The sequence below is a fragment of the Pulveribacter sp. genome (genome assembly GCF_032079985.1).
Lineage (GTDB): Bacteria > Pseudomonadota > Gammaproteobacteria > Burkholderiales > Burkholderiaceae_C > Melaminivora.
In genome coordinates, this window is record NZ_DAMATK010000002.1 from 1,015,139 (window position 1) to 1,036,503 (window position 21,365).

General features: G+C 70.3%; 21 protein-coding genes. 8 read left to right on the top strand and 13 right to left on the bottom strand.

Annotated elements, in window-relative coordinates:
- Nucleotides 1-9: 9 nt before the first annotated feature.
- Nucleotides 10-1,257: an efflux RND transporter periplasmic adaptor subunit gene (locus RT282_RS11050; protein WP_313313932.1), complete on the bottom strand. Its 1,248-nt coding sequence runs from the start codon at nucleotides 1,255-1,257 to the stop codon at nucleotides 10-12.
- Nucleotides 1,258-1,346: 89 nt separating this feature from the next.
- Between RT282_RS11050 and hpnC the strand changes: the two genes are divergently transcribed.
- From hpnC to hpnE, 3 genes are all read left to right on the top strand, one after another.
- Nucleotides 1,347-2,222 (top strand): squalene synthase HpnC, encoded by an 876-nt coding sequence (gene hpnC / locus RT282_RS11055; protein ID WP_313313935.1) that lies wholly within the window; start codon nucleotides 1,347-1,349, stop codon nucleotides 2,220-2,222.
- A 117-nt stretch (nucleotides 2,223-2,339) separates the two neighbouring features.
- Nucleotides 2,340-3,179, top strand: a complete 840-nt coding sequence (hpnD, locus tag RT282_RS11060) for a presqualene diphosphate synthase HpnD (protein WP_313313938.1) — start codon at nucleotides 2,340-2,342, stop codon at nucleotides 3,177-3,179.
- A gap of 184 nt (nucleotides 3,180-3,363) precedes the next feature.
- The gene (gene hpnE / locus RT282_RS11065) at nucleotides 3,364-4,671 is read left to right on the top strand and encodes a hydroxysqualene dehydroxylase HpnE (protein ID WP_313313940.1); all 1,308 of its coding nucleotides are present in this window, start codon (nucleotides 3,364-3,366) and stop codon (nucleotides 4,669-4,671) included.
- Nucleotides 4,672-4,756: 85 nt separating this feature from the next.
- On the opposite strand, the gene RT282_RS11070 is transcribed toward hpnE, so the two are convergent.
- Entirely contained in the window at nucleotides 4,757-6,049 is a 1,293-nt protein-coding gene (locus RT282_RS11070; protein WP_313313941.1) for a YihY family inner membrane protein, read from the bottom strand.
- 21 nt (nucleotides 6,050-6,070) lie between these two features.
- Between RT282_RS11070 and RT282_RS11075 the strand changes: the two genes are divergently transcribed.
- The 5 genes from RT282_RS11075 (at nucleotide 6,071) to RT282_RS11095 (ending at nucleotide 10,161) form a co-directional block, all read left to right on the top strand.
- Complete coding sequence (locus tag RT282_RS11075; RefSeq protein WP_312759245.1) at nucleotides 6,071-6,475, top strand: DUF2069 domain-containing protein; 405 nt, start codon at nucleotides 6,071-6,073, stop codon at nucleotides 6,473-6,475.
- A 25-nt stretch (nucleotides 6,476-6,500) separates the two neighbouring features.
- Nucleotides 6,501-7,925: an FAD-binding oxidoreductase gene (locus tag RT282_RS11080; RefSeq protein WP_313313943.1), complete on the top strand. Its 1,425-nt coding sequence runs from the start codon at nucleotides 6,501-6,503 to the stop codon at nucleotides 7,923-7,925.
- Nucleotides 7,926-8,005: 80 nt separating this feature from the next.
- Nucleotides 8,006-8,818, top strand: coding sequence for a thymidylate synthase (locus RT282_RS11085; protein WP_313313944.1), 813 nt, complete (start codon nucleotides 8,006-8,008; stop codon nucleotides 8,816-8,818).
- Nucleotides 8,819-8,822: 4 nt separating this feature from the next.
- Nucleotides 8,823-9,320: a dihydrofolate reductase gene (locus RT282_RS11090; RefSeq protein WP_313313946.1), complete on the top strand. Its 498-nt coding sequence runs from the start codon at nucleotides 8,823-8,825 to the stop codon at nucleotides 9,318-9,320.
- Nucleotides 9,321-9,378: 58 nt separating this feature from the next.
- Entirely contained in the window at nucleotides 9,379-10,161 is a 783-nt protein-coding gene (locus tag RT282_RS11095) for an exodeoxyribonuclease III (protein WP_312306684.1), read from the top strand.
- Nucleotides 10,162-10,253: 92 nt separating this feature from the next.
- Here the strand turns inward: RT282_RS11095 and RT282_RS11100 are convergent, their stop codons facing one another.
- From RT282_RS11100 to RT282_RS11150, 11 genes are all read right to left on the bottom strand, one after another.
- Nucleotides 10,254-11,231 carry a PA2169 family four-helix-bundle protein gene (locus RT282_RS11100; RefSeq protein ID WP_313313948.1) on the bottom strand — a complete coding sequence of 326 codons (978 nt, stop codon included), beginning with the start codon at nucleotides 11,229-11,231 and terminating at the stop codon, nucleotides 10,254-10,256.
- 192 nt (nucleotides 11,232-11,423) lie between these two features.
- Nucleotides 11,424-12,836 (bottom strand): nitrogen regulation protein NR(I), encoded by a 1,413-nt coding sequence (ntrC, locus tag RT282_RS11105; RefSeq protein ID WP_313313950.1) that lies wholly within the window; start codon nucleotides 12,834-12,836, stop codon nucleotides 11,424-11,426.
- A 30-nt stretch (nucleotides 12,837-12,866) separates the two neighbouring features.
- The gene (glnL, locus tag RT282_RS11110) at nucleotides 12,867-13,898 is read right to left on the bottom strand and encodes a nitrogen regulation protein NR(II) (RefSeq protein WP_409519472.1); all 1,032 of its coding nucleotides are present in this window, start codon (nucleotides 13,896-13,898) and stop codon (nucleotides 12,867-12,869) included.
- Between the two features lie 100 nt (nucleotides 13,899-13,998).
- Nucleotides 13,999-14,499: a hypothetical protein gene (locus RT282_RS11115; protein ID WP_312306688.1), complete on the bottom strand. Its 501-nt coding sequence runs from the start codon at nucleotides 14,497-14,499 to the stop codon at nucleotides 13,999-14,001.
- 99 nt (nucleotides 14,500-14,598) lie between these two features.
- Nucleotides 14,599-16,014, bottom strand: a complete 1,416-nt coding sequence (gene glnA, locus RT282_RS11120; protein WP_312306689.1) for a type I glutamate--ammonia ligase — start codon at nucleotides 16,012-16,014, stop codon at nucleotides 14,599-14,601.
- Between the two features lie 120 nt (nucleotides 16,015-16,134).
- Nucleotides 16,135-16,959: a molybdopterin-binding protein gene (locus tag RT282_RS11125; RefSeq protein WP_313313954.1), complete on the bottom strand. Its 825-nt coding sequence runs from the start codon at nucleotides 16,957-16,959 to the stop codon at nucleotides 16,135-16,137.
- Nucleotides 16,956-17,789 (bottom strand): EI24 domain-containing protein, encoded by an 834-nt coding sequence (locus RT282_RS11130; RefSeq protein ID WP_313313956.1) that lies wholly within the window; start codon nucleotides 17,787-17,789, stop codon nucleotides 16,956-16,958. Before RT282_RS11130 ends, RT282_RS11125 begins: the two co-directional genes overlap by 4 nt.
- A 25-nt stretch (nucleotides 17,790-17,814) precedes the next feature.
- Nucleotides 17,815-18,804, bottom strand: coding sequence for a sterol desaturase family protein (locus RT282_RS11135; RefSeq protein WP_313313959.1), 990 nt, complete (start codon nucleotides 18,802-18,804; stop codon nucleotides 17,815-17,817).
- Nucleotides 18,801-19,625, bottom strand: coding sequence for a polysaccharide deacetylase family protein (locus RT282_RS11140; RefSeq protein WP_313313961.1), 825 nt, complete (start codon nucleotides 19,623-19,625; stop codon nucleotides 18,801-18,803). Before RT282_RS11140 ends, RT282_RS11135 begins: the two co-directional genes overlap by 4 nt.
- On the bottom strand, nucleotides 19,612-20,550 hold the full coding sequence (locus RT282_RS11145; protein ID WP_313313962.1) for a beta-propeller fold lactonase family protein: 939 nt from the start codon (nucleotides 20,548-20,550) through the stop codon (nucleotides 19,612-19,614). The genes RT282_RS11140 and RT282_RS11145 overlap by 14 nt, the downstream gene beginning before the upstream one ends.
- 224 nt (nucleotides 20,551-20,774) lie before the next feature.
- A partial coding sequence (locus tag RT282_RS11150) for a 16S rRNA pseudouridine(516) synthase (protein WP_313313964.1) occupies nucleotides 20,775-21,365 on the bottom strand: 591 nt, incomplete at its 5' end.

The window sequence follows — 21,365 nt, forward strand, 5'->3', positions numbered from 1 at the left end:
GCCCCGCTTTCAGCGCGCGGCCGGGGCCGTGGCACCGTCCGCTGCTTCGCTATTGATAGCTGCTGACGATTGCCCTGCCTGGGCTGGAGCCGATTTTGGCTTGTAAACGGACACCTTCTGCCCCGGCGCCAGCACGTGCACGCCGGCGGCCACCACCTGCATGCCGGGCTCCAGCCCCTGGCTGATCAGGGCGTCGCCGCCCTGCAGGCCCTGCACCTGCACCGCCTGCGAGCGCACCGTGGCGCTGGCCGGGTCGTAGACCCACACGGCGGTCTGGCCCGCGTCCTGGCGCAGCGCGCTGCTGGGCAGGTGCACCAGCCGCGCCACGCCCGCCGGCGCACCCTGTGCGGCCTCGTCGGCCAGCGTGACCTGCACCGTCGCGCCCAGCGGGGGCGGCTCGCCGCCCTCCAGCGCCACCTTGACCAGGAAGGTGCGCGTCACCGGGTCGGCACTGGCCGCCACTTCGCGCACGCGCGCGGCCAGCGGCGCGCCGCCGGCCCAGGCGGCCACCTGCACGGCCTGGCCGACGCGCACGCCGGCCACGCGATCCTCGGGCACGGCAAACACCGCGTCGCGCGCGCCGTCGCGGGCGATGCGCACCACGGGGGTGCCGGCGGCCACCACTTGGCCGGCCTCGGCGTCCACGCTGGTGATCACTCCAGGCGCGTCGGCCAGCAGGCGCGTGTAGCCGGCCTGGTTGCCCTGCGCGGCCAGCTGCGCCTGGGCCTGGGCCAGCTGCGCCTGGGCCGACTTGAGGGCGGCCTCGCGCCGGTCCAGCTCGGCGCCGCTGATGAAGTTCTGCGCCCGCAGGCGCGAAAAGCGCTCCAAGTCCGCCGCCGCCAGGTCGCGCTGCGTGGTCGCGGCGCTGACCTGGGCGCGGGCCGCCTGGGCGGCCAGCTCGTAGTCGCGCGCATCCAGTTCGGCCAGCAGCTGGCCGGCACGCACGTGCTGGCCGGCCTCCACCGGGCGCTGCACGATCTTGCCGGCCACGCGGAAGGACAGGCGCGACTCCACCCGCGCCCGCACCTCGCCCGCGTACTCATGCTGTGCCTGCACTGCCTGCGAACCCACGGTCACCAGCTTCACGGCGCGCAGCGGCTCGGGCGGCGGCGCCGGGCGCGAGCAGCCGGCCAGCGCCAGCACCGCGGCGCCCGCGGCCGCGGCACGGCCGACCCACAAAAAAACCCCGGGCTGGGGCGAGGGCGAAGGCCGTGCGGCTGCACCCGAGGAGCGCAGGAGGAAATCAGGAAAAGGCATGGTGGACAGCCCGGGGCTGGTTACTGACTGACTGGTTAGTAAATTTTGGAAGAGGCAGCCCGGGCCTGTCAAGCACGACAATCGCGGCCGTGAACTCCCCAGCCCCCCGCGCCGCGGCCGCACCCGCCCTGCCGCCGCCCGTCACGCATTACGAGAACTTCCCCGTCGCCTCGCTGCTGTGCCCGCCGGCGCTGCGGCCTCCCATTGCGGCCATCTACGCCTTTGCCCGCACCGCCGACGATCTGGCCGACGAGGGCACGGCCAGCGCCACGCAGCGCCTGGCGGACCTGCAGGCCTACCGCGAGCAGCTGCACGCCGCGGCGGCCGGCCAGCCCCCTGCGCCGCGCTGGGCCTTTGTTTTCGCCCCCCTGGCGGCCGTGCTGCGCAGCCATGCCCTGCCTGTGCAGCTGCTGGACGACCTGCTTTGCGCCTTCGAGCAGGACGTGGCCATGACCGAGGCCGGCGCCACCCACGCCGATCGCGCGTCCCTGCTGCGCTACTGCGCCCTGTCGGCCAACCCGGTGGGCCGGCTGCTGCTGCACCTGTACGGCGTGCACGACGACGGCGCGCTGGCGCACAGCGACGCCATCTGCAGCGCGCTGCAGCTCATCAACTTCTGGCAGGACCTGAGCGTGGACCTGCCGCGTGGGCGCCACTACCTGGCCGACGCCGACTGCGCCGCCCACGGCGTGGCGCGCGCCGACCTGGCCGCGCTGCGCCGCACGCCGCACAGCGACGCCCTGGTCCTGGACTGCGCCGCCTGGGCGCGCGCGCTGATGCTGGAGGGGGCGCCGCTGGTCCATCGCCTGCCCGGGCGCGCCGGCTGGGAGCTGCGGCTGGTGGTGCAGGGCGGCCTGCGCATCCTGGACAAGGTGCAGGCCCTGGGCGGCGCCAGCCTGGTGCGGCGCCCGCGCCTGCATGCCGGCGACTGGCTGCTGATGCTGGCGCGCGCGGTGCGCATGTAGAAGGCGCTCACCTATTCATAGCTGCCGGCGCTTGTTCCACAAGCGCTGGAGGCCTTTTTGGCCATTAATCGCAAGGCCGCCGGCGCTGCGCCCCGCCATGGGACAATCCACGCCCACATGACCCCCGAGCAGTACGTCCAGCAAAAGGCTGCCGCCTCCGGCAGCAGCTTTTATTACGCCTTTCTCTTCCTGCCGCGCGAGCGGCGCGCGGCCATCACGGCGTTCTACGCCTTCTGCCGCGAGGTGGACGACGTGGTGGACGAGGTCACCGACCCCGGCGTGGCCGACGCCAAGCTGTCGTGGTGGAGCGGCGAGATCGCCAAGGCCTTCGCCGGCACGCCCACCCACCCGGTGACGCTGGCGCTGGCCCCGCACATCCAGCCCTTTGGCCTGCGCCAGGAGCAGCTGCAGGCCGTTATCGAAGGCTGCCGCATGGACCTGACACAGACGCGCTACCTGGACTTTGCCGGCCTGGCGCGCTACTGCCACCTGGTGGCCGGCGTGGTGGGCGAGGTCGCGGCCCGCATCTTCGGCCAGACCGAAGCCGCCACCACCCAGTACGCACACAAGCTGGGCCTGGCCTTCCAGCTCACCAACATCATCCGCGACGTGGGCGAGGACGCCCTGCGCGGGCGCATCTACCTGCCGATCAGCGAGCTGCAGCAGTTCGACGTGAAGGCGCACGAGATCACGCAGCGCCAGTACTCCGAGCGCTTCACGGCGCTGATGCGCTTTCAGGCGCAGCGCGCGCACCAGCTCTACGACGAGGCCCTCGCCCTGCTTCCTGCGGCCGACCGGCGCGCGCAAAAGCCCGGGCTGATGATGGCCAGCATCTACCGCACGCTGCTGCGCGAGATCGAGGCCGACGGCTTTCAGGTGCTGCACCAGCGCACCAGCCTCACCCCGCTGCGCAAGCTGTGGCTGGCGTGGAAGGTGCAGGCGTTGGGCAAGCTGTGACACACCCCCCTGAAGGTGTGAAGCACCCCCCTGAGCGGCTGCGCCGCTTCCCCCCTCTTTGTCCGCGCTGCGCGCGGGAGGGGGGACGACGGCAGCGCTGCGGGGCGGCCCTTGCGCGCCGTCCGCTGGCAAAGACGCGCCCGCCGCACAGGGCACATGATCCCTTCGACCTGCTGGGAGCGGCATGAAGGTCGCCGTCATCGGCGCTGGCTGGGGCGGCATGGCCGCGGCCGTGCATGCGGCGCAGGCCGGGCATCGGGTCACCGTGCTGGAGGCCGCGCGCACGCTGGGCGGGCGGGCGCGGGCCGTGCCGGCCACGCTGGCGGACGGCAGCCAGGTGCTGCTGGACAACGGCCAGCACATCCTCATCGGCGCCTACGCCGCCTGCCTGGCGCTGATGCGCACGGTGGGGGTGAACACGGGCGCGGCGCTGCTGCGCATGCCGCTGGCGCTGCGCTTTCCCGACGGCAGCGGCATCGCCCTGCCCGACGCTGCCCCGCCCTGGGACGCGCTGGCCGGCATCGCCCGCGCGCGCGGCTGGAGCCTGGGCGAGCGCCTGGGCCTGCTGCGGCGCGCGGCGCGCTGGCAGCTGGCCGGCTTTTCCTGCCCGCCCGGGCACAGCGTGGCCGATTTGTGCATCGGCCTGCCGCAGCGGCTGGTGCAGGAATTCATCGATCCGCTGTGCGTGTCGGCGCTGAACACACCGGCGCAGCAAGCTTGTGGCCAGACCTTTCTGCGCGTGGTGCGAGACAGCCTGTTCGCCGGGCGCGGGGGCTCGCACCTGCTGCTGCCGCGCACCGACCTGGGCGCCCTGCTGCCCGAGCCCGCCGCCGCCTGGCTGCGCGCGCGCGGCCACGCCGTGCACACCGGCCGGCGCGTGCAGGCGCTGCAGCGCGACGCGAGCAGCCCGGGCTGGTGGGTCGATGGCGAGCCTTTCGACGCCGTGTTGCTGGCCACCAGCAGCACCGAGGCCGCGCGCCTGGTGGGGGACGCCAGCGCCTTCGCACACGAGCACGCCGCGCTGCAGCGCTGGGCCACGCTGGCGCGCCAGCTGGCCTTCGGCGCGATTGCCACCGTCTATGCCGAGCAGCCCGGCGCGTCCGGCCCGCTGCTGGCCTCGCCCATGCTGGCGCTGCGCGCCGGGCCCGGACGCCCGGCGCAGTTCGCTTTCGACCGCGGCCAGTTGGGGGGGCCGGCCGGGCTGCTGGCCTTCGTCATCAGCGCCCACCAGGGGGAACGCGCCGCGCTGGAATCCGCCGTGCTGGCCCAAGCCGCGCAGGACATGGCCCTGCCCGGCCTGCGCCTCGTGCAGACCGTGGTGGAAAAGCGGGCCACCTTTGTCTGCAGCCCCGGCCTGCAGCGCCCGCCGCTGCAGGTGGCGCAGGGCCTGCTGTGCTGCGCGGACTATGTCGCCGGGCCCTACCCGGCGACGCTGGAGGGCGCCGTGCTGCACGGCGCCGCGGCGGCGCAGGCACTGGGCCGGCAGGGTTGAAGCCCTTGCACGGCCGCGCCGATGGGCTACGGCCAGGCGATCCATCCCGACCGGGCGCCGCAGGCGACACGCCCCCCGAAACGGGCTATGGCTTGAGCAGCATGGACGGCGGCGGGCGCATGGCCTCGGGGCGCTGCAGCACATCGGCCAGGGTCAGCATCTCCATGCCGGTGTGGTGCCAAAAACGCTCCAGCGGCTCGGTGCGTGCCAGCAGCAGGCGCTGCACCAGCGGCTGCATGGCCGTCTCGGCCGGCGGGGCCAGCAGCACGTAGCGCGCGTCCACCGCATCCGACTCGTTGGCCGCGGCCTCGCTGATGCGCGCCACCCAGTCCAGCGCGGTGAGCGCGTCCAGCACGGGTTCGAGGTGCAGCACGTCCACGCGCAGCCGCCAGGCCAGCTGCACGGCCGTCAGGCCGTGGTCCGGCTCCTGGCGCGCGGCGTGCAGCTGCTGCAGCACCTCCACCGCCAACTGGAACAGCCAGCCCTGCCCGCCCACGGGGCGCGCCACGCCGGCCAGCAGGCTGGGCAGGTAGGCGGCCACCACCGCGCCCAGCAGCACCACCACCCAGGCCACGTAGATCCACAGCAGCAGGATGGGCAGCGTGGCAAAGGTGCCGTACAGCACCGAATAAGTGGGCACCGAGGCCAGGTACAGCACCAGCACGTTCTTGGCCAGCGAGATGCCCGCCGCCACGAACACCCCGCCGGCCCAGGCGTGGCGCCAGTGCACGTGCGTGTTGGGCACATAGTGGTAGAGCGCCGCCATGCCGCTGGTCAGCACCAGGAACTCGATGCCGTCGAACAGCAACCGCGCCCCGCCGGGCAGGGCCTCGCCCAGGCCGCGCGAGGCGGCCGAGGCCACGGCGCTGGTCAGCGCCAGGCTGCCACCCAGCACCAGCGGGCCCAGCGTCAGCACGGCCCAGTAGATCAGCACCCGCTGGCCCAGCGGGCGCAGGCGGCGCACGCGCCAGATGTTGTTGAGCGTGCGGTCGATGGTCAAAACCAGCGCCAGCGCCGTCAACGTGAGGATGGAAAAGCCCACCGCCCCCAGCCGGCTGGCCTGGGCGGCGAACTGGGTGATGTAGTCCAGCACCTGGCGCGAGATGGTGGCGGGGATCAGGCTGTCCATCAGCCAGCGCTCCAGCCCGCGCTGCATGGTGCCGAAGATGGGGAACGCGGTGAACACCGCCAGCGCCACCGTCATGAAGGGCACCAGCGCCAGCAGCGTGGTGAAGGTCAGGCTACTGGCCGTCAAGCCCAGACGATCCTCGCGGTAGCGCTCGCGCAGAGTGTGCGCGGTGGTGCGCCAGGGAAATTGCGACAGTTGCAGCAGCCATGCCTCCAGGCGCTGCACGGCGGACTGTAGGGTCAACGGCATGGCCGATATGATGCCAGCCCCATGCCCGCGTCCGCCCCTTTGTCCCCCGCACAGCCGGCCGCCGACGTGGCCGCCACCCGCTGGCTGGCCGTGGCCAGCCTGCTGGGCCTGATCGTGCTGAGCCTGGCCTGGGAGCTGTGGCTGGCGCCGCTGCGCCCGGGCGGCTCGTGGCTGGCGCTCAAGTGCCTGCCGCTGGCCCTGCCGCTGGCCGGGCTGCTCAAGCGGCGCATGTACACCTACCGCTGGGTCAGCCTGCTGGTGTGGCTGTACTTCACCGAAGGCGTGGTGCGCGCCTGGAGCGACGCCGCGCCCGGCCGCTGGCTGGCGCTGGCCGAGGTGGGCCTGTGCCTGCTGCTCTTCGTTGCCTGCGCGCTGCACGTGCGGCTGCGCCAGCGCGCCGCGCGCGCCGCCGCCCTGGCCGCCTGAGGGCCTCTCTGCTGGAATCCACGACATGACCGCTGCCCTGCTCGACACCCTGCGCCAGATCGTCGGCGCCGCCCACGTGCTGACCGATGGCGACCTGGCGGCCTATGAGCAGGACTGGCGCCGGCGCCAGCGCGGCCGCGCGCTGGCCGTGGTGCGCCCGGCCAGCACGGCCGAGGTGGCTGCCGTGGTGCGCGCCTGCGCCGCCGCCGGCACATCGATCGTCCCGCAGGGCGGCAACACCGGCCTGTCGGTGGGCAGCACGCCGGACGCCAGCGGCACCCAGGTGGTGCTGAGCCTGGCGCGCATGAACCGGGTGCGCGGCATCGACGCGGACAACCTCAGCATGACGGTGGAGGCCGGCTGCGTCCTGCAATCGGTGCAGCAGGCCGCCGCCCAGGCGGGCCTGCTGTTTCCGCTGTCGCTGGCGGCCGAGGGCAGCTGCACCATCGGCGGCAACCTGGCCACCAACGCCGGCGGCACGCAGGTGCTGCGCTATGGCAATGCGCGCGAGCTGTGCCTGGGCCTGGAGGTGGTCACGCCCCAGGGCGAGGTGTGGGACGGGCTGTCGGGCCTGAGGAAAGACAACACCGGCTACGACCTGCGCGACCTGCTGGTTGGCAGCGAAGGCACGCTGGGCATCATCACCGCCGCCACGCTCAAGCTGCACGCGCAGCCGGTGGCGCGGCTCACCGCCTGGGCAGCCGTGCCGTCCATGCAGGCCGCCGTGCAGCTGCTGGGCCTGGCGCACCGCCACCTGGGCGCCGGGTTGACGGGCTTCGAGGCCATGGGGCAGTTCGCCCTGTCGCTGGTGGTGCGGCATATGCCGCAGCTGCGCGTGCCGTTCGCCGGCCTGGAGGGCGCGCCCTGGTGCGTGCTGCTGGAAAACAGCGACAGCGAGTCGGAGGAGCACGCCCGCGCGCGCTTTGAGCACCTGATGGAGCTGGCCTTCGAGGACGGCTGCGTGCTGGACGCCGTGGTGGCCGAAAGCATCGCCCAGGCACGCGAGCTGTGGCACGTGCGCGAGAGCATCCCCCTGGCCCAGGCGCAGGAGGGGCTGAACATCAAGCACGACATCTCCGTGGCCGCCTCGCGCATCCCTGAGTTCGTCGCGCACACCGATGCGCTGCTGGCGCGCGAGGTGCCGGGCGCGCGCCTGGTCACCTTCGGCCACCTGGGCGACGGCAACCTGCACTACAACGTGCAGGCGCCCGAGGGCGGTGACGCCGCCGCCTTTCTGCGCGAGCAGGAGCCGCGCGTCAACGCGCTGGTCTACGACGCCGTGGCGGCGCACGGCGGCTCGTTCTCCGCCGAGCACGGCGTGGGCGCGCTCAAGGCCGGGACGCTGGTGCGCTACAAGTCACCCGTGGCGCTGGGCATGATGCGGGCCATCAAGCAGGCGCTGGACCCGCAGGGCATCATGAACCCGGGCTGCGTGCTATTGAAAGAATAGCTGTTAGCGCTTTTCCAACAAGGGTTAGAGCCGTTTTTGACCATTATTCCTGCGGGACATCGTCCCGCTGCCCCATCCCCATGACCAGCCCCCCCGTCCGCACCCAGTACGAAGACTTCATGCGCCACGTGTTCGAGCACGGTTGTCCCAAGGGCGACCGCACCGGCACCGGCACGCGCAGCGTCTTCGGCCACCAGATGCGTTTCGACCTGCGCGAGGGCTTTCCGCTCGTCACCACCAAGAAGGTGCACTGGAAGAGCATCGCGCTGGAGCTGCTGTGGTTTTTGCGCGGAGACAGCAACGTGCGCTGGCTGCAGGAGCGCGGCGTGACCATCTGGGACGAGTGGGCGCGCGCGGACGGCGAGCTGGGCCCCGTCTACGGCGTGCAGTGGCGCAGCTGGCCGACGCCGGGCGGCGGCCACATCGACCAGATCGCCCAGGTCATCGACACCCTCAAGGCCAACCCCGACTCGCGCCGCATCATCGTCAGCGCCTGGAACGTGGCCGAGCTGGACCAGATGGCCCTGATGCCCTGCCACGCGCTGTTCCAGTTCTATGTGGCCGAGGGGCGGCTGTCGTGCCAGCTGTACCAGCGCAGCGCCGACATCTTCCTGGGCGTGCCCTTCAACATCGCCAGCTACGCGCTGCTGACGCACATGGTGGCGCAGCAGTGCGATTTGGAGGTGGGCGACTTCATCTGGACCGGCGGCGACTGCCACATCTACGACAACCACGTCGAGCAGGTGCGCACCCAGCTGGCGCGCACGCCCTACCCGTTCCCGCAGCTGCACATCAAGCGCCGACCGGCGTCGGTCTTCGAATACGAGTACGACGACTTCGAGATCTTGGGCTACGAACACCACCCGGCCATCAGGGCGCCGGTGGCCGTCTGACACCATGGAAATCGCCCTCATCTACGCCCGCGCCGCCAACGGCGCCATCGGCCAGGGCGGCACCATGCCCTGGCACCTGCCCGAAGACCTGGCGCACTTCAAGGCGCTGACCCAGGGCGGCCCGGTCATCATGGGCCGCAAGACCTGGGACTCGCTGCCCCCGCGCTTTCGTCCCCTGCCCGGGCGCGCCAACATCGTCGTCACGCGCCAGGGCGACTGGCAAGCCGACGGCGCGCGGCGCGCGGCCAGCCTGGACGAGGCGCTGGACATGGCCCGGCGCGAGGGCGCGCCCACCGCCTGGGTCATCGGCGGCGCCCAGTTGTTCGACCTGGCGCTGCCCCTGGCCAGCCGGGTGGAGGCCACCGAGATCGAGCGCGACTTTGGCGGCGACACCTTCGTGCAGCCGCTGGGCAGCGACTGGCTGGAGGCCGCTCGCAGCCGGCACGTCAGCGCCCAGGGCCTGCCTTTCAGCTTCGTGCGCTACCAGCGCCGCGGCACCTGAAGCACTCTTTTTTTGATAGCTGCCAGCGCTTGATCAGCAAGGGCTAGAGGCCAAAAACATGCAAAGAATCGCCACCTGGAACGTCAACTCCCTGTCCGTGCGCCTGCCCCAGGTGCTGGAATGGCTGCAGGCCAACCCCGTGGATGCGCTCGCCCTGCAGGAGCTCAAGCTGGTGGACGAAAAATTCCCGCACGAGGCCTTCAACGCCCTGGGCTACCAGGCCGTCAGCTTCGGCCAGCGGACATACAACGGCGTGGCCATCGTCAGCCGCGCGCCGCTGCGCGACGTGGTGCGCAACATCCCCGGGCACGACGACGAGCAGGCGCGCGTGATCGCCGCCACGCTGGACCTGCCCGGCGGGCCGCTGCGCCTGGTCAACGGCTACTTCGTGAACGGGCAGGCGCCGGACAGCGACAAGTTCACCTACAAGATGGGCTGGCTGGACGCGCTGCGCGCCTGGCTGCAAGGCGAACTGGCACAGCACCCCCGCTTGGCGCTGGTGGGCGACTTCAACATCGCGCCGGAAGACCGCGACTCCTTCGACCCGGTGGGCCTGGCCGGCACCATCCACCACACGGAGGAAGAGCGCGCCCATTTCCGCGCGCTGCTGGAGTTGGGCCTGACGGACGCCTTCCGCCTGTTCGAGCAGCCGGACAAGACCTTTTCCTGGTGGGACTACCGCATGCTGGGCTTTCAGAAGAACCGTGGCCTGCGCATCGACCACATCCTCGTCAGCGACGCCCTGCGCCCGCAGGTGACGGCCTGCCACGTGGACCGCGCGCCGCGCAAGAACAAGCAGCCCAGCGACCATGCCCCGGTGGTGGCGACGCTGGGCGGCTGACGGCCTCAACTCCCCCCAGGCGCAGAAAAACCAGCCCCGTCGGGGCTGGTTTTATCATGGGCGCTTCAGCGCTTTGGCGCTGTAGCAGGCGCTTACGAAGCAGCCTGATAACGGTCGCGCAGGGCCTTCACCTCGTCGTGGTTGCGCTGCACGCCCTGGGCCTGGCGCTCCACCAGCGCGCGCACGTCGGCCGGCAGCGTGGCCTTCAGGGCCTTGCGGTAGCGGGCCACGGCGGCGTCCTCGCCGCGCTCGCACTCGTTCAGCACGGCCTTGTCGTCATTGGTGCTGAGCGCCGTCTTGACCGACACCCAGCCGCGGTGCAGCGCGCCGCTGACCGTGCCGCCCGAGGACGGCTCGCCGCCGCGGGCACGGATCTCGCGCTCCAGCTCGGCCGCGGCGCTGGCGCACTCGCTGGCGTGGCGCTGCAGGATCTGCTTGAGCTCAGGGCTGTCGGCCCGCTCGGCGGAGGTGCGAAAGCCATATTCACCATCGCGGCTGCACTCCAGCAGGTCGTCCAGCACGTCCACCACGTCATCGTTGCTCACGGTGTCGGTGACGGGCGTGTTGGGGTTGTTGCCGGTGATGGGCATGGTGGTGGCACCGGTGGCCACGTTGCGGCGGGCGCGCTCCCAGGCGGCCTGTGTGGCCGGGCGGGCGTGCTCCCATTCCAGCGAGCTGGTGCCGCGGCGCGTGCCCCAGTCACGGGACAGCTCGGGTTCGACGGCGGCGAAGTCGCCTTCGTAGCGGCCTGCCGAGCTCCAGCCCAGCTCATAGGCGGGGCGGTACTCGTCATAGGTGCGGCCAGCCTGGTAGTAGGGCTCGCGTTCGTAGCTTTCGCGCCAGTAGGCGTCCTCGGCCGTGGGGTTCACCGACTCGGCCGCAGCCTTGCCAGCCAGGCCGCCGACGATGGCGCCGGCCACGCCGCCCACTGCCGCGCCGATGGGCCCACCGAACGAGCCCGCCGCAGCGCCGGCAACGGCGCCTCCGGCGGCGCCCACGCCGGTCCCCACGGGGTGGGCACCCGGCTCATTGGTCAGGGGGTCGCGGTTGGCATCCTTGAAATCCGACATGTGTTTGACTCCGGTTGGTTGAACAATGAAATTCATTGTCAAAGCCGGGTTGCGGCGGTCGGGTCAGCAGGCGGATCGGCGGGTTGTAGGACGCCTGCTGTCGCAAGCGGTAAGCCAGGCGCATACGTTTAGCTCATCTATTGATAGCTGCCAGCGCTTGCCAGACAAGGGCTGGAGCCCTTTTCGGCTTGCTTAGTCCTGCGTGTCGTCGTTCTCGTCTTCGCCCGCCGGCCGCAGCTTGCGCGCCAGCGTGTTGCGACCCACGCCCAGGCGCTGCGCCGCCTCGGCCCGCCGGCCCTGGGTCAGCGACAGGGCGGCGCCGATCAGTGCCGACTCGAAGCGGCGCGCCAGCTGGTCCCACACCTGCGTCTGGCCGTCCCGCATGCGCTGCACGGCCTCAGCTGCCAGGGCCTGCTCCCAGCCATCGGGGGCGCTACTGGCCGCCGGCTGCAGCAGCTGGGGCGGCAGATCGGCGGCAGCGATGCGCTGGGCCGGCGCCATGACGGCCAGCCAGTGGCAGACGTTTTGCAGCTGGCGCACATTGCCGGGAAAGTCGAAGCGTTCCAGCCGGGCCAGGGCGTCGGGCTGCAGCTGCTTGGGCGCCACGCCCAGCTGGCGCGCGCTGTGCGCCAGGAAGTGGCGCGCCAGCGCCGGAATGTCCTCGCGCCGCTCGCGCAGCGGCGGCAGCTGCAGGCGAATCACGTTCAGGCGGTGCAGCAGGTCTTCGCGGAAGGTGCCGGCGCGCACGCGCTGCTCCAGGTCCTGGTGCGTGGCGGCGACGATGCGCACCCGCGCGCGCACGGCGCTGTGTCCGCCCACGCGGTAGAACTGGCCGTCCGAGAGCACGCGCAGCAGCCGCGTCTGCAGCTCCAGCGGCATGTCGCCGATCTCGTCGAGGAACAGCGTGCCACCCTCGGCCTGCTCGAAGTGCCCGCGCCGCTGGGTTGCCGCGCCGGTGAAGGCGCCGCGCTCGTGGCCGAACAGTTCGCTCTCCAGCAGCTCGCGCGGAATGGCGGCGGTGTTGATGGCCACGAACGGCCCCGCCGCCACGGGCGAATGCCGGTGCAGGGCGCGCGCCACGAGTTCCTTGCCGGTACCCGATTCGCCTGTCACGAGCACGGTGGCCGTGCTCTGCGACAGCCGGCCGATGGCGCGGAACACCTCCTGCATGGCCGGGGCCTGGCCCAGCATCTCGGGCGCGGCAGACTGCGCCGGCTCGGGCGGCAGCGTGGCCGCACGCTCGTGCAACGCACGGCGCACCAGGGCCACGGCGTGCGTCACGTCGAAGGGCTTGGGCAGATATTCGAAGGCGCCGCCCTGGAACACGGCCACGGCACTGTCCAGGTCCGAATACGCCGTCATCACGATGACCGGCAGGCCGCTCTGGCGCTCGCGCAGCCGGGCCAGCAGCTCCAGTCCGCTCATGCCGGGCATGCGGATGTCGGTTAGCAGCACCCGCGGCAACTGCCCGGCCGCGTCGTCCAGCGCGGCCAGGACATCGGCGGCGGCCTCGAAGCTGCGCGTGTCCAGCCCTTCGCGCGCCAGCGCGCGCTCCAGCACGAAGCGGATGGAGGGGTCGTCATCCACGATCCAGACAGGCGCCATGGCTTTTCTTGAGGAGGTGTGGAGGTGTGTTTATGAAGAAGTGGCCAGCGGCAGCACCACGCCGAAGCGCGTGCAGCCGGGCCGGCTTTCGCATTCGATGATGCCGCCGTGGCGCTGCACGAAGGCCTGGGCCAGCGTCAGCCCCAGGCCCGTGCCCTCGGCGCGGCCAGTGACCAGGGGCACGAAGATGCGTTCCTGCAGATGAGGCGGCACGCCGGGCCCGTTGTCCACCACGTCCAGCAGCAGCGCCAGCCGGTGGCGCTGGCGCCCCAGGGTGAGCTGGCGCGCCACGCGGGTGCGCAGCTCGATGCGGGCGTCGCCAGCCGCAATGCGCGCCTGCAGCGCCTGCGCGGCGTTGCGCACGATGTTCAACACGACCTGCACCAGCTGGTCGCGGTCGCCGCGCAGCTCGGGGATGGAGGCATCGTAGTCGCGCACCACCTCCAGGCCGCGCGGGTGCTCGGCCAGCACCAGGTCGCGCACGTGCTCGCAGACTTCGTGAATGTTCACGTCGGCCATGTGCTGGGGATGGCGGTGTGGCTCCAGCAGACGGTCCACCAGAGATTGCAGGCGGTCGGCCTCGCGAATGATGACGCGGGTGTAGTCGGCCAGGGCGGGGGCGGGCAGCTCCAGCTCCAGCAGCTGGGCTGCGCCGCGGATGCCGCCCAGCGGGTTGCGGATCTCGTGCGCCAGGTTGCGGATCAGCTCCTTGTGCGTCTCGCCCTGTGCGCGCAGCTGCTCCTCGCGCTCGTGCCGGGCCTGGGCGTACAACGGCCACAGCTCCAGCAGCACGCCGCCCGTGGGCTCGTGCAGGCTGGCTGTGGCCTGCACGGGCAGCAGCTGGCCGCGCGCGCCATGCAGTTCGACGGTGAAGTGCAGCGCGGCAAAATCCTGCGCGCGCACGCCGGCCAGGGCCTGGCGCAGCGGCGCGGGGTCGGCCAGCAGCGGGCAGAAGTCGGCCCCGCGCAGCGCGCGGCGCGACAGCCCCAGGGCGTCTTCCAGCGCGGCGTTGACGAAAAGGGTGGTGCCGTCCGGCGCCAGCACGGCGACCAGGGTGCGCACCCAGTCCAGCGGCTGGTAGGGTTCGGCGGCGCGGACCTGCGCCGGGGCGGGGGTGTTTGGCTGCTGCGCGATGGTGCCCTGCCCCTGCCGGCGCTGCCGGCTATTTGTTCAGGCGCGCCAGTTCGCGCTTGATGCCGGCCACGTCGGCTTCGGCGCGTGTCACCGAGGCTTTCAGCTCGGCCGTGCGCTCGATGTAGCCCTGCGGGTTGCGCAGCTCCAGCGCCGTGCGCTGGGGCGAGCCGTCGTTGTATTCGGTGCGCAGTTCGGCCAGCCGCGCCTCGGCCTTGCGCAGTTCGGACTCCAGGATGGCGCGGGCGTCCGAGTCGCGAGCGCGCTGGTCGGCGGCGTTGACGCGCGGCGCATTGGCCGGCGACGCCGCGGCCGCGCCGCCCGAGGGCGCTGCGGCGGGCGCGGCGGCCGAGGCCGGGCGCGACCCCTGCAGCACGGTGACGTTGCCGCCCTCCACCAGGCGGCAGCCGCGCTCCTTGGCCTGGCTGGCGTTGTTGGTGTATTCGTTGCCGCAGCGGTAGATGCGGTCCTGGGCCCAGGCGGGCGTCAGCGCCGCACAGGCCAGGGTCATCAGGATCAGGGTGTGCTTCATGGAAAGAGTGGTCCTCGCTGGGCCCGTGCCACCAAATGGAGGGCACGGGCACGTTGCGGGCGAGTATCCCCTAATCACATTCCGCCGCAAAAAACCGCCTTATAGCGAGTAGTACATGTCGTACTCGACCGGATGGGGCGCCATGCGGAAGCGCTGCACCTCGGCCATCTTGAGTTCGATGTAGGCGTCCAGCATGCCATCGGAGAACACGCCGCCCTTGGTCAGGAAGGCGCGGCCCTTGTCCAGCGCTTCCAGCGCCTGGTCCAGGCTGTGGCAGACGGTGGGCACCAGCTTGTCCTCTTCGGGCGGCAGGTGGTACAGGTCCTTGGTGGCGGCCTCACCCGGGTGGATCTTGTTTTCCACGCCGTCCAAGCCGGCCATCATCAGCGCCGCAAAGCCCAGGTAGGGGTTCATCAGCGGATCGGGGAAGCGCGCCTCGATGCGCCGGCCCTTGGGGTTGGCCACGTAGGGGATGCGGATGGAGGCCGAGCGGTTGCGCGAGCTGTAGGCCAGCTTGACCGGCGCCTCGAAGCCGGGCACTAGTCGCTTGTAGCTGTTGGTGCCGGGGTTGGTGATGGCGTTGAGCGCGCGAGCGTGCTTGATGATGCCCCCGATGTAGTACAGCGCAAAGTCCGACAGGCCGGCGTAGCCGTCGCCGGCGAACAGGTTCTTGCCATCCTTCCAGATGGACTGGTGCACGTGCATGCCCGAGCCGTTGTCGCCGGCGTAGGGCTTGGGCATGAAGGTGGCCGTCTTGCCGTAGGCGTTGGCCACGTTCCAGATGACGTACTTCATGGTCTGCGTCCAGTCGGCACGCTGCACCAGGGTGGAAAACCGGGTGCCGATCTCGTTTTGGCCGGCGCCGGCCACCTCGTGGTGGAACACCTCGACGGGGATGCCCATCTGCTCCAGGATCAGCACCATCTCGGCGCGCATGTCGTGCGTGCTGTCCACGGGGGGCACGGGGAAGTAGCCGCCCTTGGTCGTCGGACGGTGGCCGCGGTTGCCGCCTTCAAGCTTGGTGCCGGTGTTCCACGGCGCCTCGTATTCTTCGATCTCGAAGAAGGTGCGGCCGGGCTCGTTGCTCCAGCGCACGCCGTCGAACACGAAGAACTCAGGCTCCGGACCGAAATAGGCTGTGTCGCCCAGGCCGGAGGCCTTCAGGTAAGCCTCGGCACGCTTGGCGATGGAGCGCGGATCGCGGTCATAGGCCTTGCCGTCGCCGGGCTCGACCACGTCGCACTGCAGGATCAGTGTCGTTTCCTCAAAGAACGGGTCGATGTTGGCCGTGTTCGCATCGGGCATGAGTTGCATGTCCGAGGCCTCGATGCCCTTCCAGCCGGCCATGGACGAGCCGTCGAAGGCGTGGCCATGGTTGAATTTGTCTTCGTCGAAATGGGATACGGGCACGGTGACGTGCTGCTCCTTGCCACGGGTGTCGGTGAAGCGGAAGTCCACGAACTTGACTTCGTTCTCCTCCACCATGTTCATCACGTCAGCAACGGTCTTTGCCATCAGGGTTCTCCAGGGTTGAACGGCTCATCCAGGGGGATGTCGAAACGGTATTTGCATTTTGCGTGCCAGGGGCGACAACCTGCCATTGTGCCGCTGGCCTGCGCCAAACCGGGGTGCGGATCAGCGCCGGCGCACCAGTTCAGGGCCCAGGGCTGCACCAAATTGGTGCAAAGCCGCCTGTAGCGCCTGCCAGGCCGCGGGCACCAGGGCGGCGTCGCCCTTCACGCCCAGCTCGATGTGGCGACCGTGCACGGGATGGTCCACGCTGGGCAGACTGAACACCTTGATGCCGGGGTGGGCGGCCTCGATGCGCTCCATCAGCGGCGTCAGAGCCGACTCCATCGCGCCGTAGAGCACCACGGAGTGCTCGGTCTGCGGTGCCCGGCCGAACCACTGGGCATAACTGCCGTCCAGCACCCACTCCAGCATCGGCCAGGCCATGACGGGAAAGCCCGGCACGAAGTGCACCGCGCCGCCGCCGGGCCCGTCGCACGAGAAGCCCGGGATCTTGTTGTAGGGGTTGGGGATGAGGCGCGCGCCCGCCGGCAGCACGCCCATCTGCAGGCGCTGCAGGTTGTCGGGGCGTTCGGGCTCGAAGGGCTGACCCTGCTCGCGCGCCATGTCCTGCATGCGCTCGCGGATCAGCGCCTGCGCGCCGGCATGAGGTTGCAGCGCCACACCCAGCGCCGCGGCGGCGCACTGGCGGGTGTGGTCGTCCGGCGTGGCGCCAATGCCGCCGCAGCAAAACACCACGTCTGCCGACGCGAAGGCCTGGGCCAGCAGGGCCGTCAGGCGCGGCGGGTCGTCGCCCACGCACGTGGCCCAGGCCAGGCCCAGGCCGCGCGCGGCCAGCAGTTCGATGACCTTGGGCAAGTGCTTGTCGGCGCGTTTGCCCGAGAGGATTTCGTCGCCGACGATGATCAGGCCGAAGGCTGGAGGTGTCATGGGGTTGAGGGTTCGGAAGCTGCCTCTTCGCTGCGCAGCCGCTGCAGCGCGGCTAGGCAGTAGTGGGTGAACCACAGCGAGGAAAAGGCGAAAACCAGGGTGTAGATCCAGATGGCCACCGGCACCAGAATGAGGAAGGCCGCGGCGAAGACCACGCCCGAGATCCACACCACCCCGGGCGCCGCGCCCAGAAAGCCGCAGACCACGCCAATCGCCAGCAGCTGCCAGCGGTGGCGGCGCAGCAGGAGCTGGCGCTCCGGCCGGCTGGCGTGCTCGGCCAGGGCGTCGAAGGCCATGATGCGGTAGTTCAGCCAGCCCCAGATGAGCGGCGGGAGCACCAGCACCAGGGGCGGTATCAGCCACAACGGTATGGACGCGATCAGCGCCGCCAGTGCGGCAATGGTGCTGCCGGTGGCCCACACCAGGCTGCCCAGCAACGAGGCGCCATGCCTGCGCTGCAGCTGGGGAAAGCGCCGCTCGGCCACTAGGCGCACCAATGCCGGCGTCATGAGGGCAGCCACGGCCAGCACGCAGACGATGACGATGACCGGCGTGGCGCCCATCACCACCAGCAGCGGCGCCAGCGCCACGGGCAGGTCGCCCACCCCCACGTGGCCGAGCCAGCCCCACAGGGAGGCGAGCCAATGCGTGCTCTCCAGCACCGATTGCACCCAGGCCACGGCACTGCTCCACAGCAGCCAGCCACTGCCGGCCGCCACCAGAGCGATCACCGCCAGCGGCAGCAGCGACAGCAGGATGACGCGCGGCGACAGGCAGCCCGCCGCGGCGCGCCAGAAGGAATCAATGAGCGGGCCCATGGCGGCAAGCATAGCGCCCGCTTTGGCTATGCCTGCGTCAGCCGGCACCGAACAGGCGTCGCAGCCCGAGCCACTGCTGCTGCCACAGGCCGCGCCCGTAGTCCCGCACCCGGCCGTCACGGCCAGGCTCGACCTGGTCGCGCACGCCCGTGGGGTCGTAGCGCCGGGCGAAGTCCGCCGTGCCCAGCAGCATGTCCCACCAGGGCAGCAGCACGCCGAAGTTGCAGCCGCCGAAGACGTTGCGGCGCGGCCCCTGCGCCGGCTCGCCAATGCCGATGGCGTGGTGGCGCCGGTGAAAGCACGGGCTGACCCACAGCCGATCACCCAGCCGGCCAAAGCCGGTTCGCAGGTTGGCGTGGTGCAGGTTTTCGCTCAACTGCGTGAGCGCCACGATGGCCACGAACTGCCCCGGGGCCACGCCGATGGCCTGGGCCACCAGCACGATGATGATGGAGCGCAGCAGGTCGTCCAGCAGGTGGTTGCGGCTGTCGCTCCACAGCGTCATCTGGCGCTGCGAGTGGTGCAGCGAATGCAGCCGCCACCACCAGCCGAAGCGGTGCTGGGCGCGGTGGATGCAGTAGTCGACGAAGTCGAACACCAGCAGGTACAGCAGCAGGCTGACGATGGGGCGGTCGGTCACGCCGGGCCAGAGCGCGTCCAACTGCAGGCCGTGCCAGCCCTGCACGCGCAGCGCGCCGAAGAGGTCGTCCCACAGCGGCTGCACGGTGAAAAACAGTGCCACACGAAACAGGCCCAGGCGGTGAATGAGGCTGTAGGCCATGTCGGTGCGCACCGCGGCACGGTCATGCACTGGCTCCACGGGGCGCCATCGCTCCAGCGGCGCGATCACCGCCAGCATGATGGCCAATTCCAGCACACCCACCAGCAGCCAGCCGGTGGCGGTGTAGCCGTCCTCCAGCAGATTGCCCAGGCCCAGGGCGAACATCAGCGGCTGCATGGCCGCTTCAAAGAGCCACTGCTGGGCGGCATCGAAGCCGCCCGCCAGCCAGGTCAGCACGTCGGTCATGGGCGTGGGCCGCTCAGCAGCGGCGCGTAGGCAGGGTGCTCGGCCAGCGTGCGAAAGCACAGGCCGCGGGCCTTGAGCCCCTCGATCAGCGGCTCCAGGACCGCCGGGGCCCAGGGGTCTTTGCGCGACCAGATGCCCAGGTGGGCCAGCAGGATGTCGCCGTCTCCGATGCTGCGCAGGCTGCGCGCCAGCAAGGCCTGGTGGGGGTGGCTGTCACTGGGCAGTTCATCACCCAGGAAGCCGGCGCTGGACCAGCCAACGTGGGTGTAGCCGCAGCGCTTGGCGGCGGCCAGCAGCGCGGGCGAGGTCTTGCCGCCGGGCGCACGGTACAGCGGCAGGGGCTCGCGGCCCGTGATGACCCGCAGGCGCTGCGCGGCTGCTTCGATCTGCTGGCAATAGGCGGCCGGTGTGAGGGTGAAGCTCTGCCCGGCGCGTGGACCGGCCGAAGGCTTGACGCGAAAAGCCGTCGCGCCGCCCTGCCGGACGTCCGCCTGCCAATAGGTGTGGTGCAGGGTGTGGGAGGCAAACTCGTGCCCCTCGGCCGCCCTGGCGCGCCACCACGGCGCCCAATGCTCGTCCAGGCTGCTGCCACCGTCCTGGGTGCGCTCATCGGCTGCAAAGAAGGTCACCCGCACCTGCTGACGCGCCAGCACTTGAGCCACCAGCGGCGCGATGCCCATGTGGCCGGTGTCGAAGGTGAGGTAGACCGCGCCCTTGCAGCCATTTTGGGCTATAGAGCCCGTGGATAAAGCGCTGGCAGCTATCAATACCAGAGCAGCACTGCTACGCAGCAGAGGCCCATGGGTTTTAGCGCTGCGCATGCCTGAGCGTCCACACCCCGTGGGGCGACTTGCCCACCCGCACCTCGTGCGCCACCTTGCGCTGCTGCGTGTCGATCACCAGCAGCTTGCGTGCCCAGCGGGCACTTACGTACAGGTAGCGGCCGTCGGCAGAGACGTCCATGCAGTCGGGCCCGCCGGGCGCGGGGTAGCTGTCCACCACGCGCAAATCCTGCATGTCGATCTTGCTGATGGTGTTGGCCACACGGTTGCTGACGAACAGGTGGCGGCCGTCGCCCGCCGCGCGGAAGGCATGCGCCCCCTTGCCGGTTTGGATGCGCTGCACGCTGCGCGGCTGTGCCCCGCTGATGTCGAACACTTCCACGCTGTCGCTGCCGGTCAAGCCGACGAAGAGCAGCTTGCCGTCCGGGCGGCCATAGACGTCGGCCGGCATGGCGCCGGTGGGCGTGCGCCAGCGGATGGTCTGCGTGGGAATGTCGATGGCCACCAGCTCGTCGCTGTCCTGCATGGAGGAATACACGGTGCGGCTGGGGGCGTCGATCCACAAATGGCTGGGCGTGCGGCTGGTAGCCAAGCGCTTGACCAGGGTCAGATCACTGCCGTCCCAGCGGTAGAAGTCCACATGGTTCAAGCGGTTGGCGGCCGTCACCAGCCATTTCATGTCGGGTGAGAAGCGCAGGTGGTACGGGTCGACGATGCCATTGACCGTACGCTGCACTTGGGCGGTGCGAGGATCGACGAAGGTCAGGCTGTCACCCAGCGCGTTGGCGATGATCAGGGACTTTTCGTCCGGCGTCAGGTACAGGTGGTGGGGCTCCTTGCCGGTGGCGATGCGCGCGCGCTCGGCCCAGGTGACGGGGTCGACCACACTGACGTCCGCTTGCAGCGAGTTGAGCACGAAGACAGGCGGCTCGTCAGCGGCATGCGCCCCACTCGGCACTGCCATCAAGGCGCTCATTGCCAGAGCAGCTATCCATCGTCCGTTGCTTTTCACACTGTTCCCATTCGTTGTCGAAGCCGCCGACGATTGCCGGTGTTTACCGTGCTGTGCCGAAAAGTGACGCACCGTTCTGCTGCTGCACAGGTCACCATTTTCCGTAATCCGCAGGCTGGAGCGTGTGTCAACGCGCTGTTGCATGCACGGGTTGACGCCTGCTTACACCTACAGGCTTATCCCTGCAGCAAGCGCAGCTCATCGGCGGCAAGCCAACGCCACTGGCCAGGTACCAAGTCGGCCGGCAATTCCAGCGCTCCGATCTGCGAGCGGTGCAGGCCTTCGACGCGATTGCCTACGGCAGCCACCATGCGCTTGACTTGGTGGTACTTGCCCTCGGTCAGCGTAAGGTCGATGCGGCACTCGCCCGTTTGCACGCAATCGGCCGCCTTGACAGGCTTGGGATCGTCGTCGAGCACCACCCCGGCGAGCAGGCGTTCCACCTGCTGCGTGGTCACGGGATGCTTGGTCGTCACTTGGTAGACCTTGGGCATGCGTTTCTTGGGCGAGCTCATGCGGTGGATGAACTGACCGTCGTCGCTGAGCAGGAGCAACCCTGTAGTGTCCTGATCAAGTCTGCCGATAGCCTGCACACCCGCCATCGCGCTTTTGTTGGGTCGCTGGCGCAAAGGCGCTGGCAGAAGGGTGTAGATGCTGGGGTGAGCGGAAGGTTTTTGCGAGCATTCAAAACCTGCCGGTTTGTTGAGCACAAGATAGGCCTTCGCATGGTAGGGCCAGTCCACTCCCTGAACATTCAGCATCAGGTC